The organism is Affinundibacterium nitidum, from assembly GCF_014284155.1.
Taxonomy (GTDB): domain Bacteria; phylum Pseudomonadota; class Gammaproteobacteria; order Burkholderiales; family Burkholderiaceae_D; genus Undibacterium; species Undibacterium nitidum.
In genome coordinates, this window is sequence record NZ_JACOFZ010000002.1 from 242731 (window position 1) to 259828 (window position 17098).

The 17098-nt window shown below is 47.9% G+C and carries 12 protein-coding genes and 1 other RNA gene; all 13 read right to left on the bottom strand.

The window, feature by feature from the left end:
• Positions 1-2: 2 nt before the first annotated feature.
• On the bottom strand, positions 3-1388 hold the full coding sequence (gene murC / locus H8K36_RS08585) for a UDP-N-acetylmuramate--L-alanine ligase (protein WP_186916059.1): 1386 nt from the start codon (positions 1386-1388) through the stop codon (positions 3-5).
• 27 nt (positions 1389-1415) lie between these two features.
• Positions 1416-2501: an undecaprenyldiphospho-muramoylpentapeptide beta-N-acetylglucosaminyltransferase gene (gene murG / locus H8K36_RS08590; RefSeq protein ID WP_230404424.1), complete on the bottom strand. Its 1086-nt coding sequence runs from the start codon at positions 2499-2501 to the stop codon at positions 1416-1418.
• A complete protein-coding gene (gene ftsW / locus H8K36_RS08595) occupies positions 2498-3631 on the bottom strand; it encodes a putative lipid II flippase FtsW (RefSeq protein WP_230404491.1) in 1134 nt (377 codons plus the stop codon). Before ftsW ends, murG begins: the two co-directional genes overlap by 4 nt.
• Before the next feature lie 83 nt (positions 3632-3714).
• Positions 3715-5217 (bottom strand): UDP-N-acetylmuramoyl-L-alanine--D-glutamate ligase, encoded by a 1503-nt coding sequence (gene murD / locus H8K36_RS08600; protein WP_186916057.1) that lies wholly within the window; start codon positions 5215-5217, stop codon positions 3715-3717.
• 45 nt (positions 5218-5262) lie between these two features.
• Entirely contained in the window at positions 5263-6432 is a 1170-nt protein-coding gene (gene mraY / locus H8K36_RS08605) for a phospho-N-acetylmuramoyl-pentapeptide-transferase (RefSeq protein ID WP_186916056.1), read from the bottom strand.
• Positions 6433-6574: 142 nt separating this feature from the next.
• Positions 6575-7954 (bottom strand): UDP-N-acetylmuramoyl-tripeptide--D-alanyl-D-alanine ligase, encoded by a 1380-nt coding sequence (locus H8K36_RS08610; protein WP_370587137.1) that lies wholly within the window; start codon positions 7952-7954, stop codon positions 6575-6577.
• Positions 7951-9477 carry a UDP-N-acetylmuramoyl-L-alanyl-D-glutamate--2,6-diaminopimelate ligase gene (locus H8K36_RS08615; protein WP_186916055.1) on the bottom strand — a complete coding sequence of 509 codons (1527 nt, stop codon included), beginning with the start codon at positions 9475-9477 and terminating at the stop codon, positions 7951-7953. The genes H8K36_RS08610 and H8K36_RS08615 overlap by 4 nt, the downstream gene beginning before the upstream one ends.
• Entirely contained in the window at positions 9477-11240 is a 1764-nt protein-coding gene (locus tag H8K36_RS08620; RefSeq protein ID WP_186916054.1) for a peptidoglycan D,D-transpeptidase FtsI family protein, read from the bottom strand. Before H8K36_RS08620 ends, H8K36_RS08615 begins: the two co-directional genes overlap by 1 nt.
• Complete coding sequence (gene ftsL, locus H8K36_RS08625) at positions 11237-11512, bottom strand: cell division protein FtsL (protein ID WP_186916053.1); 276 nt, start codon at positions 11510-11512, stop codon at positions 11237-11239. The genes H8K36_RS08620 and ftsL overlap by 4 nt, the downstream gene beginning before the upstream one ends.
• Positions 11512-12468 carry a 16S rRNA (cytosine(1402)-N(4))-methyltransferase RsmH gene (rsmH, locus tag H8K36_RS08630; protein WP_186916052.1) on the bottom strand — a complete coding sequence of 319 codons (957 nt, stop codon included), beginning with the start codon at positions 12466-12468 and terminating at the stop codon, positions 11512-11514. The genes ftsL and rsmH overlap by 1 nt, the downstream gene beginning before the upstream one ends.
• 9 nt (positions 12469-12477) lie before the next feature.
• Positions 12478-12906 carry a division/cell wall cluster transcriptional repressor MraZ gene (gene mraZ, locus H8K36_RS08635; protein ID WP_186916310.1) on the bottom strand — a complete coding sequence of 143 codons (429 nt, stop codon included), beginning with the start codon at positions 12904-12906 and terminating at the stop codon, positions 12478-12480.
• Between the two features lie 423 nt (positions 12907-13329).
• A complete protein-coding gene (locus tag H8K36_RS08640) occupies positions 13330-16509 on the bottom strand; it encodes a bifunctional diguanylate cyclase/phosphodiesterase (RefSeq protein ID WP_186916051.1) in 3180 nt (1059 codons plus the stop codon).
• A gap of 165 nt (positions 16510-16674) precedes the next feature.
• Positions 16675-17047: RNase P RNA component class A (rnpB, locus tag H8K36_RS08645), an RNA gene on the bottom strand.
• Between the last annotated feature and the right edge of the window lie 51 nt (positions 17048-17098).

The window sequence follows — 17098 nt, forward strand, 5'->3', positions numbered from 1 at the left end:
TCTTAGTGCTTACCGGCCAATTTACCTGGGACAGCGCTAATAGAACCTGCTCCCATGACCATTAAAACGTCGCCATCACGCAATACTTGCAACAAGCTATTTGGCATTTCTTGAATATTTTCAACAAATACAGGCTCTACTTTTCCCAATACCCGAATCGCTCTAGTCATTGCACGACCGTCGGCTGCCACAATAGGTGCCTCGCCTGCCGCGTACACTTCGGCGCAGACAACTACATCGGCAGTCGACATGACTTTGACGAAATCTTCGAACAGATCACGAGTGCGGGTGTAACGATGCGGCTGAAACGCCAAGACCAAACGGCGTCCTGGATAGGCGCCACGCGCTGCTGCCAAAGTTGCTGCCATTTCGACTGGATGATGTCCGTAGTCATCAACCAAAGCAAAACTACCACCGCTCGCCAATGGGATTTCGCCGTAACGTGTAAAGCGTCGGCCGACGCCATTAAATTCACTAAGTGCTTTTTGTGTCGCTTCATCGGCCACACCGACTTCACGCGCAATCGCAATTGCCGCGCAAGCGTTTTGCACATTATGCATACCAGGCTGATTCAAACTCACTTGCATATCTGGGTAGCCCACTTGTACGACTGTAAAATGCATCTTACCGTCCGCAGCGTAGGCGTTAGTAGCGCGCACTTCCGCTTCTTCATGAAAACCATAAGTAACGATAGGCTTACTGATACGTGGCATGATTTCGCGAATCACTGGGTCGTCCATACACAACATCGCCACGCCGTAAAACGGTAACCGTTGTGTGAAATCGACGAAAGCTTGTTTTAGCTTACCGAAATCATGTTCATAAGTTTCCATGTGATCGGCATCAATGTTCGTAATTACTTCGATCACTGGAAGTAAATTCAGAAAAGATGCGTCAGACTCATCTGCTTCAGCGACGATAAATTCACCACTTCCCAGCTTAGCATTCGCACCAGCGCTGTTAAGCAAACCACCAATAACAAAAGTAGGATCTAAACCACCTTCTGCCAAAATACTAGCGACCAAACTTGTCGTCGTGGTCTTGCCGTGTGTCCCTGCAATCGCAATCCCGCTTTTTAAGCGCATCAACTCCGTGAGCATCAAAGCGCGTGGCACGATAGGAATATGCTTCTCACGTGCGGCCACCACTTCAGGGTTATCCGCCTTTACCGCCGTTGAAGTCACGACAGCATCCGCACCTTCAATATTTTCGGCGGCGTGTCCCAACATCACTTTGGCGCCCAAACTCGCCAAGCGCTGAGAAGCTGCATTGCTACCCAAGTCTGAACCTGAAATCACGTAGCCGAGATTGAGCAAGACTTCCGCGATGCCGCTCATACCGGAGCCACCGATGCCGACAAAATGCAGATGTTTAACTTTGTGCTTCATAATTTCTCTCGCTTAACCGTCTCAAACTTACGCTATTTGTTCCAATATTGTGGCAATCGTTGTCGTAGCTTCGCGCTTACCCAAAAGGTAAGCCGCCTCTGCCAACTCAACACATTTCGCACGATCTGTCGCCAACACAAGGTCTGCCAATTTCTGTGGTGTCATTTCCACTTGCGGGAAGTGAATCGCCCCCCCTTCTGCGCTCAACCATTCAGCATTCGCTCGTTGGTGCGAGGTACTTGAAGCGACCAAAGGTACCAATACACTCGCGACTCCCGCTGCGGTTAACTCAGAAACAGTAATCGCGCCTGCGCGGCAAATCACCAAATCTACTTCTGCATAACGGCGTGGCATATCATGAATAAAGTCGAGCACTTCGGCTTCCACACCCAACTCACGATAACGCGCACGCAAAGCTTCGACATGTTGCTTGCCTGACTGATGGGTAATCAATGGACGCTGATCTTCAGGCATCAAGGCCCAAGCTTGCGGCACACATTCATTGAGTGCCTTCGCGCCCAAACTACCTCCCACCACCAACACCCGCAAAGGTCCCTGACGCTCAGCGTAACGCTGCTGTGGTGCTGCTAAGTTCGTAATATCACTGCGAATCGGATTTCCTGTAAAAACACATTTAGGGTCAGCATGAGGAATCGCCGAGGGCAGACCGAACATCAATTTTCTTGCGAATGGCTTAAGCGCCTTGTTCGACAACAGCATGGGTGCGTCAGCGTTCATCAAAATAACAGGTCTCCCCGTCAATGCTGCACTAATACCGCCGGGCACGGTGACGTAACCACCCATCCCCAACACCACCTGCGGTTGGCGTTTCGCCATAATGCCGAAGCACGCGAAGAAACTTGCTAACAACTTCAATCCGCCGACCACACTGTGTTTCAAACCCTTGCCGCGCAAACCGCTAAAATCGAGTTGGTCCATGGCAATGCCGTGCTTCGCTACAATCTCGGCTTCCATTCCGATTTTTGTACCTAACCAAGAGACGGTCCAACCACGCTTTTGCATTTCTTGAGCAATCGCAATACCGGGGAAAATATGCCCACCCGTGCCTGCCGCCATCACCATCAGATGTTTTGCTTTTGGATTCGTGCTCATGGCCGGCCTCCACGCATCATCACCCGATTTTCATAATCAATTCTGAGTAACAAAGTCAAACCAATACAGTTAATTAACACACCCGATCCGCCATAACTCATGAGCGGTAAGGTCAAGCCCTTCGTTGGCAAGATGCCGAGATTTACGCCCATATTGATGAACGTCTGCACCCCTATCCAGATACCAATACCTTTGGCGGCCAAGCCTGCAAAAGTTGCATCGAGTACGATTGCTTGACGTCCGATATCGAAAGCGCGTTTGATGATCCAGTAGAACAAAAAGATCACCGTTACGACGCCAACGAAGCCTAATTCTTCGCCGATTACTGCCATTAAGAAGTCAGTATGTGCTTCCGGCAAGTAGTGTAATTTTTCGACGCTAGCGCCCAAGCCCACACCAAATAGCTCACCACGGCCAAAAGCAATTAATGAATGCGTCAACTGGTAGGCTTTACCCAAGGCATTATCTTCTTGAAACGGATCGAGGTAAGCGAAGATACGTTCCCTGCGCCACGGTGATAACAAAATAACCGAGGTAAAAATTCCGATCAGTGTCGCTGCAATTCCACCAAACCAAATGCCATTAATGCCACCCAAAAACAGGATACCCATGGCGATACAAACGATTACGCCGAACGCACCTAAGTCTGGCTCCAACAACAGTAACAGTCCAAGCACGGCTACCGTAATCATCATCGGTAAGAAACCCTTGGTCAGCTTATGCATGTATTCCTGTTTACGAACGGTGTAATCCGCTGCATACAAAACCATAAAAAGTTTCATCAATTCTGAGGGCTGCAAATTGAAACCTTTAAACGCCAACCAACGCTTAGCGCCATTAACGCCTTTACCGATACCAGGGATCAAAACCAAGACCAAAAGAATTAAGGTAAAGATAAACAAGTAAGGAGCTGCTTTTTGCCAGTCCTCCACGCGAATACGGAAGACAATAAAACTGACCACGATCGAGATCAGGATAAAGGTTGCTTGGCGAAACAGAAAATGCGTATTTTTGTAGCTGGCGTACTTCGGTGAATCAGGTAATGAGATCGATGCCGAATACACCATTACCATACCGAAGACCATCAAAATCAGAGTCACCCACACCAAAGGTTGGTCGTACTCCATCATTTTTGAACGCTGCACAAAATGGGTCGACGCTTGGCTTTTGCCAAACGGACGCCATTGATTCAAATTGAGGAGTAGCTGTTTCATCAGCAGATCTCTCCTTTGTTCAAGGCAACTTCACGCACCGCATCAATAAATACTTGTGCACGATGCGCATAATTTTTAAACATGTCGAGACTAGCGCAGGCTGGGGAGAGCAACACGATATCGCCCGCTTGCGCCACATCAGCTGCTTGCGCAACAGCGTCTTCCAAGCTGCCGCAATCAGTCAAAGCAACCGATGTTTCTTGCAATACAGCACGGATCGCTCCAGCATCTTTGCCGATCAAATAGACCGCTTTGACATATTGCATGACAGGCTTCGCCAAAGGAGAGAAATCTTGCCCTTTGCCATCGCCGCCTGCCAACAAAATAATACGAGGTGTATCGCCACCGGCTTCTGCCCCGAGGCCACGCAATGCGGCAACCGTCGCGCCTACATTGGTGCCTTTACTATCGTCAAAATAATTGACGTCTGCGATGGTATTGACCAACTCAACACGATGCGGCTCACCTTTGTAGTCACGCAAACCATGCAAGAGTGGCGCCAAAGGCAAACCTATGCCACGGCATAAGGCCAATGCAGCTAAAGCATTGCTAGCATTATGTTGACCGCGAATTTTTAAGGCATCAGCTGGCATCAAACGAGAAATCATGACCGGCACTTCTTGCGCATCTTTCTTACGTTTGCGACTGCTGGTTTGCTCTTCCTCATGCGCCGTCGCACAAGCCAACCATGTCATGCCAGTCTCATGCAGCAAACCAAACTCACCGTCAAGACTTGGAGCATCGAATCCGAAGCTGATGAAATCTTGATTGCCAGGCTTCACCATCGCCATCACTTGTGGGTCATCACGATTGACGACTTGCAACGTGTTCGCACCGAAAATCTTGGCTTTGTCATCGCAATAGCTCTTCATGTCGCCGTGCCAATCGAGATGATCTTGTGTCACATTGAGTACAGTCGCGACATTTGGATTAAAACTCTGGCTGCTATGCAGTTGGAAACTTGACAGTTCTAGAACCCAGACCTGTGGGAGTGTATTAGCGTCCACACAGTCGCACAGCACATCCAACATCGACGGGCTGATATTGCCAGCAACTTTAGTTTGCAATCCAGCGCGTGCGCACAGTTGACCGGTCAAACTGGTGACGGTAGTTTTACCATTCGTTCCCGTAATCGCGATCAATTTAGGCTCGTATTGCTGCGTATCTTTGAGCTCGAGGAGGGCCAGAGAAAATAATTCTAATTCCCCCCATACAGGCACTTGTAATTCTTGAGCGCGCTCGATTACCACTTTCAAATCGCCATGCGGTGCCAAACCAGGGCTCACAAAAACAAAGTCGATTTCATCCAGTAAGCCAGCGGTCAAACTTCCACCAATGAATTGAGCCTCAGCAGCGACACTAGGCAGTTGACTCAAACGATCAGGCTGCGTACGCGTATCAGCAACACGCAACTTCGCACCAGCGCGCGCTAACCACTTCGCCATTGCCAGACCTGACTCACCGAGCCCGACAATTAAGATACGTTTGTCCGAAAAATTCATTGCCGTATTTTCTCTCTTACTTTCTTCTCTTCGTTTTGTGGGTTCTTAACGTAACTTCAGCGAAGCCAAACCCAACAACACTAATAACATGGTGATAATCCAGAAACGCACGACCACTTGCGTTTCCTTCCAACCTTTTTGTTCGAAGTGATGATGTAAAGGCGCCATCAAGAACAACCGTTTACCCACACCAAATTTGCGCTTCGTGTATTTGAAGTACGTGACTTGCAGCATGACCGAAAAGGTCTCCACCACAAAAATCCCGCCCATGATGAATAACACGACTTCTTGACGTACGATAACAGCCACAGTCCCAAGTGCACCGCCTAGAGCTAAAGCACCGACGTCACCCATAAACACTTGCGCCGGATGTGCGTTGAACCACAAGAACGCTAAGCCTGCTCCCGCCATGGCACCACAGAAAATCAGTAATTCACCAGCACCTGGGATGTAAGGAATCAACAGGTATTTTGAATATCCAGCATGACCAGTCAAATACGCAAACAATCCTAAAGCTGAACCGACCATGATCGTAGGCATGATCGCTAAACCATCGAGACCATCGGTTAGATTCACTGCATTACTGGTGCCAACGATGACGCAAAAAGTTAAAGCGATGAAACCCCACACGCCGAGCGGATAGTTGAAAGTCTTGAAGAAAGGAATAATCAAATCGGCTTTCGGTGGCAAATCCAAACTAAAACCGGACTGTACCCAAGCGACAAACAATTCCATCACTTTGGTATTAGTCGGTGCTGAAACAGAAAACGCCAAATACACTGCCGCGACGATACCAATCAATGATTGCCAAAAGAACTTCTCACGTGAAGCCATACCATTCGGATCACGGTAGACGACTTTGCGGTAATCATCGACCCAACCAATTGCTCCAAAACCTAAAGTCACAATCAATACAACCCAGACAAAACGATTGCTCAAATCAGACCACAACAAAGTGGAAATACCGATGGCAATTAAGATCAAAGCACCGCCCATCGTTGGCGTACCTGATTTCACCAAATGCGTTTGCGGTCCGTCAGTACGAACAGCTTGCCCCACCTTCATCCGCGTCAACATGCGAATCACGGCCGGCCCTGCAATTAGACCAATCGAAATCGCCGTCATCGTCGCAAACACGGCACGAAAGGTAATAAAACCAAACACACGCATGAAGCCGATGTCTTGTTTAAAAAGTTCTGCCAACCAAAGCAACATAGTTTTCCCTATTTTTCTTTTGAACTTAATTCAGTCATTGCTGATTTTGCGGCATCTGGCGAGCACTAGTGATGTAATGTTTTCGCCTTTTTACCTCAGCAATTGATGTGCTTAAGTCCTTTTCTAATGTTTGTGTTCTTTATTAATGTTTTGCTGCGATAACCGCACCAGTTAAATGCCCAACCACGCGCTCCATTTTCATAAAGCGTGAGCCCTTCACCAAAATCGTATTCCCTGCAGACTGTCTTTCTTGTAGCGCTGCCAGTAAACTTTCTAATTCGGAGAAATGCTGCGCACCTTCACCAAATGCTGTAGTCGATGCCTCAGCCAATTGGCCTAAGGTATACAGACTTCGCACGCCTCTTTGCTTCGCGTACTCGCCAATCTCACGATGAAAAGCAGCACCATCCGCACCGACTTCGCCCATATCGCCTAACACCAAGCTAGTCTGCTCTTTTTGCGCAGCCAAGACATCAATCGCGGCACGCACAGAATCAGGATTAGCGTTATAGGTATCATCGATAACTCGTGCACCAGCCAAAGCTTGCTTCGGTTGCAGACGACCCGCCACAGGTGAAAAATTTTCCAATCCTTGCGCAATCACTGACAAAGAAATACCTGCTGCCAAACAGCATGCACTAGCAGCTAAGGCATTGAGCACATTGTGTTGGCCAGCAGCAGCCAAAGTCACTTTCACCGATTGGCCTTGCGCATGGATTTGCAACTGACTACCGAAAGCCAGCACCTCAACATCTGCGTAGACATCAGCAGCCGAGCTCAGTCCAAACGTCATCGCCTTACGACCCGGCAATTCAGCCACGAAATTTTGCCAAATAGCGGTGTAAGTATCTTGCGCTGGAAACACTGCGATACCATCCGCAGGCAAAGCACGGATCACTTGACCATTTTCGATTGCGACCGCTTCCACCGTTTGCATAAATTCTTGGTGTTCACGTTGAGCATTATTTACGAGCGCTACATTAGGCAATGCGCTGGCACTAATCGCAGCGATCTCACCGGGATGATTCATTCCTAATTCGACTACGGCTGCTTTTACTTCGTTTGTGAAGCGCAACACGGTCAGCGGAACACCAATTTCATTATTCAAGTTACCTTTAGTCGCGAGCATGTGCTCGGCGCCGACGGCTGCCGCTAAAATACTAGCGATCATTTCTTTGACCGTAGTCTTGCCATTACTACCAGTGACGCCAATTACAGGAATCGCAAATTGCTGGCGCCAAAAACGACCAATGGCTAACAATGCTTGCTTCGTATCTGAAACGATCAAAACGGGACAAGTCACCCCTTCAGGTACATGTTCCACCACCATCGCTGCGACACCAGCCTCTTGAACTTGGCTCAGGAACTGATGCGCATCGAAATGTTCACCACGCAAGGCAACAAAACAATTACCTGCGGCAATCTGGCGACTATCGGTACTTAATCCGGTAAATGTCGCATTCCCGCGCAGCTCAGAGCCGGGGATCGCGTGTTGCAATTGTTGTAGAGTCGCGTGAATCACGAACTTCTCCTCATCGTGTTATTCGTTGCGACAGTCGCCAATGCCAAACGCGCATGTTCTTCATCTGAGAATGGCCACTTCTTACCATTGATATCTTGATAGGTCTCGTGACCTTTACCAGCGATCAAAATCACATCATTTACACCAGCATGTTTCACCGCATACAAAATCGCGCTCGCACGATCTTCGATTGTGGTAGGTGTACCGTCCATTCCACCGATAATGTCGAGAATGATTTTCGCAGCGTCCTCAGTCCGAGGGTTGTCGCTGGTCACGACGACATGCTGTGCTAACTGAGAGATTTTGCCCATTTGTGGGCGCTTGCCTGGATCACGATCCCCACCACATCCAAACACGCACCACAATTCTCCATGTCGTTCTTGTGCAACTTCTTGCAGCGTTTCCAAAGTCTTTTGCAAGGCGTCTGGTGTGTGCGCATAATCGACCACTACCATTGCTTGGCCTGGTGTGCCTAGTTGCTGCATACGACCTTGAACCGAACTCAGCTTTTCGATCACAGAGACCGCTTTATCCCATTCAACACCGCGCGCCAATAACACCGCCAAGGTCGCTAAGGTATTGGATACATTAAAGCGTCCAATTAGTTGAGTCTTAACGACACCTTGACCGTAGGGCGATTCAGCAAAGAAGCTGGTTCCCGCATGTGTTGAACGCAATTGACTTGCGCGCAAAATGTCTGCATTCGAACTCAACTGTGGATCAAGGGTGCAAGCCAAAATCTTGGTCGCGTTTCCTTGATTTTGAATTTGTTGCACTAACTCAAGTCCAAATTCATCGTCAATATTGATGATTGCCGTTTGCAAACCCGGCCACGCAAAGAGCTGAGCCTTCGCAGCGGCATAGGCTTCCATCGTTCCGTGGTAGTCGAGATGATCTCGCGTTAAATTCGTGAACACTGCAACATCAAAATGCAAGCCATTCAAACGACCTTGATGCAAACCGATAGATGAAGCTTCGATAGCTAAAGCCCGAGCACCACGTGCATAGGAATCCGCCAAACGTTCCTGCAATTGCAAGGCATCAGGGGTGGTGAAACCTGTTTCATGCAAAGCACTTAATGTACCTTCACGATAAGTCCCAACACCGAGAGTACCGACGACTGTGCAAGATGTGCCAGTCATTGACAAAGCACGTGCAATCCACTGCGAACAGGAAGTTTTGCCATTGGTTCCAGTAATCGCGACAGTAAACATTTCTGCTTGAATATTATTAAACCAAGCATTCGCAATTTCACCGAGTTGTTGATGTAGGCCTTCAAAACCTATCGCTGGAACACTTAGTGCGGTCACACTTGCGCCCTCGGCAGCGAATACCACTGCAGCGGCACCTCGTTCAATGGCATTACTGATGAAATCACGACCATCACCGCGACCACCAGGAACCGTTAACGCAAAAAATACATCGCCGACCGATACACTACGCGAGTCAGTCGTCAGCTTAGCCTGCGGTGCATGTTCACGCAGCCAGTTTAATAATTGATCGATGTCGGTCAAAGTTTTCATTACAGACTCTCCGGGACACCTTCGTCAGGAATAATATTCATGACAGATGAATCTGGTACAACGTTCAAGGAACGTAAGACGTTTTGCATAATGGCCGCGAATACAGGGCCCGCGACTGGCCCAGCGAAATGGCCGCCTACCGTTGGTTCGTCGATCATGACGGCGACGATAACCCGCGGATTAGAAACGGGCGCGAAGCCGACGAAGTCGACCAGATATTTATTGACGTAACGGCCTTCCTCGACCTTATGTGCGGTACCGGTTTTACCGCCAACGCGATATCCCGGAATACGCGCCTGCGGTGCTGTCCCGCCAGGCAAAGTTACTGTCTCTAACATTTCACGCACTTGCAAAGCAGTCTTTTCCGAGATAATGCGGGTTCCCAATTGAATTTCATTCGACTGCTGGAATGTCAATGGGATAGTGTCGCCATTGCGTGCAAACACCATATAGGCGCGCGCGATCTGAATTAATGAAACTGAGAGTCCATGACCATAGCTCATCGTTGCCTGTTCGATCGGACGCCAAGTTTTATAACTCTTCATGCGTCCTGCAACCGCTCCTGGAAAACCAAATTTCGGTTGTTGACCAAGCCCCAGCGAAGTGAACATTTCCCACATCTCTTGCGGCGGCATCTGCAAGGCTATCTTGGCAGTGCCGATGTTTGATGACTTCTGAATTACCTGCGCGACCGTTAATGAACCTTGTTTGTGAGCATCATGGATAGTCGCTGAACCGATCGTCATCGCCCCTGGCGCTGTCTGAAAAACGGTATCGGGAGTGACGCGCTTAGTATCTAATGCCAATGCCACGGTAAATGGTTTCATCGTCGAACCAGGCTCAAACGTATCGGTCATGACGCGATTACGTAATTGGGCTCCCGTTAAATTCGCACGGTCATTGGGGTTGTAGGTCGGCAAGTTCACCAGTGCGAGTACTTCGCCAGTGTGAACATCAAGCACGATCGCACCGCCCGCCTTCGCCTTATGTTTTTCTATCGCTTCTTTGAGATGGGTATAGGCGATGTATTGAATTTTACTGTCGACCGATAACTTGAGATCTTTACCATCGTGTGGCACACGAACTGACTCAATATCTTCAACAATCCGACCTAGCCTATCTTTAATGACACGCCGACTTCCAGTTTTACCGGCAAGATTCGGCTCGGATGCCAACTCAATCCCCTCTTGCCCCTTGTCTTCGACATTGGTAAAGCCCACCACATGAGCCATGACTTCACCTTCTGGGTAGAACCGTTTGTACTCTTTGCGCGTCTCTACTCCGGGAATATTGAGAGCCAACACTTTATCTGCTATATCCTGCTCGACCTGACGCTTCAAATACACAAACTGACGATCGGAGTCTAGTTTTTTACGTAATTCGACTTCACTCATATCGAGAAGTCGAGCCAATTCGACCAACTTCTCTTTCGGCGCATCGACCACATCCTCTGGAAACGCCGACACTGCTTTAACAGGAATAGACGAGGCTAAAACTTGTCCATTGCGATCGGTAATTTTGCCGCGTGTCGCAGGTAACTCAATCGTTCTAGCGTAACGTGTCGCTCCCTGTTTCTGCAAAAATTCTGTGTTCATTCCTTGCAAGAACAAAGCACGTCCCATCAACGCGAAAAATGCACCAAATAGGAAAAACAAAACCAAACGTGAACGCCACACAGGAAGGCGAACTTCTAGGACTGGGCTCGAAGAAAATGAAACGCCGCGTCCGGCGGCTGTACGTTGATTATGATTCTGACGGCTCACTTCACTACCTCCGCCGTCAGATACTGCGTGCGATCTGATGTCAACGGTGTCATATTCAACTCTTTTTCTGCCACCGCTTCAATACGAGAGTGTTTACCGAAAGTCGACTGATCTAACTTCAACTGCGTCCACTGCAATTCATACTGCTTGCTTTGTGTTTGCGTTCTCTCCAATTCAATGAACAAACTACGCGCTTGATATTGCGCGTTAATCAGAGACAAGGCGCATGCAACCAAAATAATACCGAGCAAAAGATTGAGGCGCGTACCCATTAGTTCGCTCCTTCAATTTTCTGAGCCACGCGCATAATTGCTGAACGAGCGCGTGGATTTACTTGAACTTCTTGCTCACTTGGCTTAATGCGCGTAAGGAGGCGCATCTTTGGCTTCGGCAAATCGACAGTTCGAATTGGCAAACGACGATCTGGCTGCTCGACATTCACCTTGGCTGCAAAAAACTGCTTTACGATACGATCTTCAAGGGAGTGAAAACTAATGACTGCCATCCGACCATTCGGCGCCAAATGTTCGTATGCCGCAGCTAAACCGGTCTCGAGGTCCGCAAGCTCTTGATTGACGAAAATCCGTATAGCCTGAAAGGTGCGAGTTGCCGGGTCTTTGCCCTTCTCGCGAGTTTTGACGGCGTTTGCAACGAGCTCTGCAAGTTGCCTTGTACTTGAAATGGGCTCGACCGCCCGGCGAGCAACAATCGCCTTTGCAATCTGAAAAGCAAACCGTTCTTCCCCATAATTTTCTATGACCTCCCTGATTTTTTGCTCATCTTCCTGCGCCAACCACTCAGCAGCGGAAATACCGCGCGTCGTATCCATACGCATGTCTAATGGGCCATCGTGCCTAAAACTAAAACCGCGCTCAGCGTCATCGACTTGAGGCGAAGAAATACCAAGATCCATCAAGATGCCGTCGACCTGCGCAACACCTGCCTGCTCCAAGCAAGCGGACATATTGGCAAAGCTATCGTGCATAATTTGAAAACGCGGATCATGAATCTGTTCTGCATTGGCGATCGCATAAGGATCTTTATCGAATGCAATCAAACGGCCATTCGGGCCTAACTGCTGGAGTAATTTGCGACTATGACCGCCGCGTCCGAATGTGCCGTCAATGTACGTACCATTTGCGCGCACATCGTGAATATCGAGGGCCTCAATAGCCTCGTCCAATAACACCGTGAGGTGAATCAATTCTCCTGTAGGTTTGACAGTCATGACTTGCTATCAAAAGGAGAAATTACTGAGTGCATCGGGCATACCACCGGCAATCGCTTGCGCTTCATTTTCAGCAAGCTTCGCAGCATCCCAGATTTCAAAGTGAGAGCCCATACCCAGTAACATCACGTCGCGCTGCAAACCAACCGCACTACGCAATTCAGGCGCTACCAAGATACGGCCTGTACCGTCCATTTCGACGTCTGAAGCATTACCAAGGAAAATGCGCTGCCAAGCACGTGCTGCCATCGGCCATGCGGCGATTTGCTCGCGATGCGCTTCCCAAGTTGGACGAGGAAATAACAGCAAACAGCCATGCGGGTGACGCGTCAGTGTAACTCGTCCTTCGCATTGCAATGTGAGGGCGTCACGATGCCGAGCCGGAATTGACATCCGCCCTTTTGCATCGAGATTAAGTGCTGACGCGCCTTGGAACACTGTTTGACCTATCACTCTGATTGAAGAAACTTGAAAAGTGAATTTTCACCACAAAAAAACACTTTTTCACACTTTTTCCCACTTTAGAGGAAGCTTTAAGCTCGGTCAAGCGAATTAATACGTTAAAACAGGAAATTCTTGAATAAAGTCAATGACTTAGCGTCGACTATTAAAGGACGAAATTGAAGAATATCTCAATAAATTAGAGACTTAGCGATGATAGTGAAAGTGGGATATGAGCTATACACATGTGTTTATAGCACGTAGGAAAGATAGTTTTTGTCTGCCTAAAAAAGCGACAATACGAAAACTCTGTTCAAAGACGAAAACGGTCGATTTACGCTACTAAATGGTATGTAGGCGCGTACCTTCCGAGAGTCAGCACGAAAAGATTAGATGCATCACCTCAAAAAAAGCGATGCTTTACTGAAGCTCGAGTAGCTCAATAAATGCAGCCTCGGGGACCGCTTTTGAGTAATAGAAGCCTTGATACTCGTCACATTGGCTCTTGAATAGCGTCTCTAATTGCACCTTATTCTCTACCCCTTCAGCTACGACCTTGAGACCCAAGGTTTTCGCCATCGCGATAATCGCCAAAACAATCGCTGTGTCATTGGCGTCCGCAGGCATATCCTTGATGAAAGACTTATCAATTTTCAGGCTGTTAACAGGGAAGCGTTTGAGATACGCTAGCGAAGAATATCCAGTACCGAAGTCATCAATTGAAAGCGTATATCCGGCTGACTTCAAGCCGTCCATGTGAGCAATGGCTTGCTCGTGATTATTCATCACCATGCTCTCCGTAATCTCAAACTCGATATCAGTTGGAGAAATTTCCCAGTAATCGATCACTTTTTGCAGTTCATGCAATAGAAATTCATCGTTAAATTGGGCACCCGAAAGGTTAATGGCAATACGACCAAAGACTTTCTTAGCGGCGTGCAAATTGGCAATAGTGCTACAGACTTTATCCAGTACTTGCATACCAAGTTTGCCGACCAAACCTGCCTCCTCGGCCAGTGCAATAAATTCAGTCGGATAGATCAAACCATTTTCTGGATGCTGCCAACGCACCAGCGCTTCCGCTCCAACCACCTTCCCAGTTTGCACACTGACTTTAGGTTGGTAGTGCACGACAAACTCATTATTCTCGAGTGCGCGGCGCAACTGCGCTTCAAATGCCAAACGCTCAATTGTATGAACGTTCATATTGGCATCATAGAACTGATAGTTGTTCTTACCGTTATGTTTGGCTCGATACATCGCGATTTCTGAGTTCTTCATCAAGATCTGAGAATCAGATCCATCCTCAGGGTAAACCGCGATACCGATACTGGCGCTTATTTGTAATTCCTGGCCATTAATTTCAAACGGCATCGCTGCAGATTTCAGCAAACGTTCGGCAATATCGGTCAATTCACGAGGTGTTTTGTAACGGTCAAGCAATAGCATAAACTCATCGCCACCAACTCGTGCAATGGTATCTGAATCTGATAATTCCGCCTTTAAGCGCTCGGCGATATTGCGCAAAACCTTATCGCCTTCTTCATGATCAAAACTATCGTTAATCGCTTTAAAACGGTCTAAGTCGAGTAGCAGAACCGCCAAACTAGATTGACTATCCTCTGCATAAGTCAGCGCTTTTGACAAATACTGATTAAACAAAAATCGATTTGGTAGCTTAGTAATCTCGTCATAGTGAGCTAAGCGTATCGCTTTTTCTTCAGCACGCTTACCTTCGATCGCGATACTCGAAACATCAGTCGCAATACTAATCAAACTTAAATCTTCGTTCGACAAGGCTGCTGTTGATTCTGTGAATAAAGTGAATGTGCCTAGTATGAGCCCTGTCTTTCCCATGATCGGCCACGAACCGACCGCAGCATAATTTGCCAATAGCTTACGCTGCACAATAAATTCCATCTCTTGTGCTTTCGGAATATCTGTCACCCAGACTGGCACCACACCGAGCACTGCCTCACTCCAGACGCCGTTACCTTTGCAAACGGGTGCTTCGGTAAGCTGACGTCGCAAAATTTCTGGGAAGTGATGACCAATAGTTTGGGAAAACGTTCTTTGATCGATCGATAACAATTGAACACCGCAATGCCAATGCGGATTATTGCGTTCAACAAAATGACAGGTATCGATCAAGATCGATTCTAGACTTTCACTGCTACCAATCAATTGCAACAACTGATTTTGACCTTGTAGCAAACGTTCGGCGTGTTTCCTCTGTGAGATGTCACGCATCACGCAGAAAACAATGGTTTCTGTCGAAATTTTGACGCGACTCAAGGTAACTTCACTAAACCAATCCTTACCTCGACGATGGGCGATCCATTCGAATTTTTGTACGTGCCCCTTAAACGCAAGGTCGACGAATCTTTTAATCGCTTCAGCTTTCTTAGCGGCGACTGTTGGCTGAGTGTAACGCCAATCGGCAGAAAACTCGCCGATATCTAGACTATACAGATCTGACTTCAAGTCGACTGCCAGCATCTCGAGTGCGTTCTGATTACCATCAACGAAACGGTAAGATTTATCGATCAAAAGAATGCCATCTTGCGCATCTTGAAATAAAAGTCGATAGCGTCTTTCGCTATCACTCAAACGCTCCCGCGAAAGTCGTAAGCTCGTGATTTTTTTGTACAACAAATACGCTAATACTAAAGTGAAAATAATCGATAGACTTGCAAAGATCAATTTTTGCTCAACACGTTTTTTCCATTCAAGAAGGATGGTGTCAAGGTCGCGTCCAAAGACTACCACCAGAGGAAAATCGTTCATTTTCAATAGTGTATAAACGACTGCCTGATCTTGGCTATTTACCGTCGCTTCGACGCGTCCCGCTTCATTGACAACATCACGAATTTCCCTCGCCACGGTAGCATCAACATCTTCCTTTTTATATGGCCCTTTTTCCGACATGGCTTGCACAATAATCTGGCCGTTTTTATCGTAAAGCGAGACTTTAGCGCCGGCATCTTTGGCTACGCGCTCATAAAAATCTTGGAAATATGCGAGATTAATCTCCGCTTGAACCTGCCCAATATTTTTACCATTGCCATCAAAATAGTTGCGTGCAATTGGTAGATACTCTTGGGTATTTTTTTTGGACTTGAAGACAGCACCCAACACGACATTGCGTTGCAATGCATTCGGACCTTTATTCAAGAATTTCACATACTCTTGCGTCGACAGATCAATTTGCTCGACTGGAAAACGTGCTGAAGAGGCCCAAAGAATACCGCGGCCATCAACTAAAGAAAGCGCATGAATAAACGGTGAGCCACGACGTTGTGCGCCCAAGACTTGGCGCACCGCAGCCTCATCTCGTAAGACGCTATCTGCTTGACCTTGGAGCACCTCTGCTGTGGCAACAATTTCACGAGAAGCGTCGTTGAGCACACGATTTGCATGCTCCTCAAACATGCGCGTATTCAGTAAGCTATTTTTGTTTGCAGCGGAAAGTGTAAGGCTACGATCCTGTTCGATCGACCACCAAGTCTGGGCGACAATCACCAGCAGAATTACAAATACGCAGGAAGCCAATACCCATAACGGCACTTCCCAAGCATCTTGCTTTTGCTTACTCGCCATGCAAACCCTTTCTCGTTCATCGGTATACGCGATCTAGTCAGAGTCAGAGTGTATCACCGGTATTTGCTTTAAACCAAGAAAAGCAAATCTGTGATGTTTATGAGAAGATTTTTTGGAATTATCAATGACCACTTACGGCTGCCATTAATACATTGGGGGGATAAAAATTGAAGCAGGCCGATAGGCCGGATTCTGTTACGGCATACTCGCGTACGCTATGACAATCATTCCTCTAGGCGACGGATTGCTCCGTCACTCAAGCTTTCTACCCGCACGCTCCGCGAGCCACCTCAACGCGTGCCTATTTGAAATTGCTCCGGGTGGAGGTTACCGCGTTTCACCCTTTGTGGTTTAGTATCCGCTTGCGCTTCACTACTCCCCAAAGACTCGTCTCTGTGGCCCTATTCCTCGTCTTATACCTCGGTTTGCACCTCAGCTTTCAACGTACGGCCGTTAGCCGTCACCCTGCTCTATGGAGTCCGGACCTTCCTCCCGTCATCATGCGAACATGACAACCAGCGATTGTCTGGCCTGCTTCGGGCGCTATTGTACCAGTTAGCGCGGCACCACTTCGAAAATAAAAAAGCCG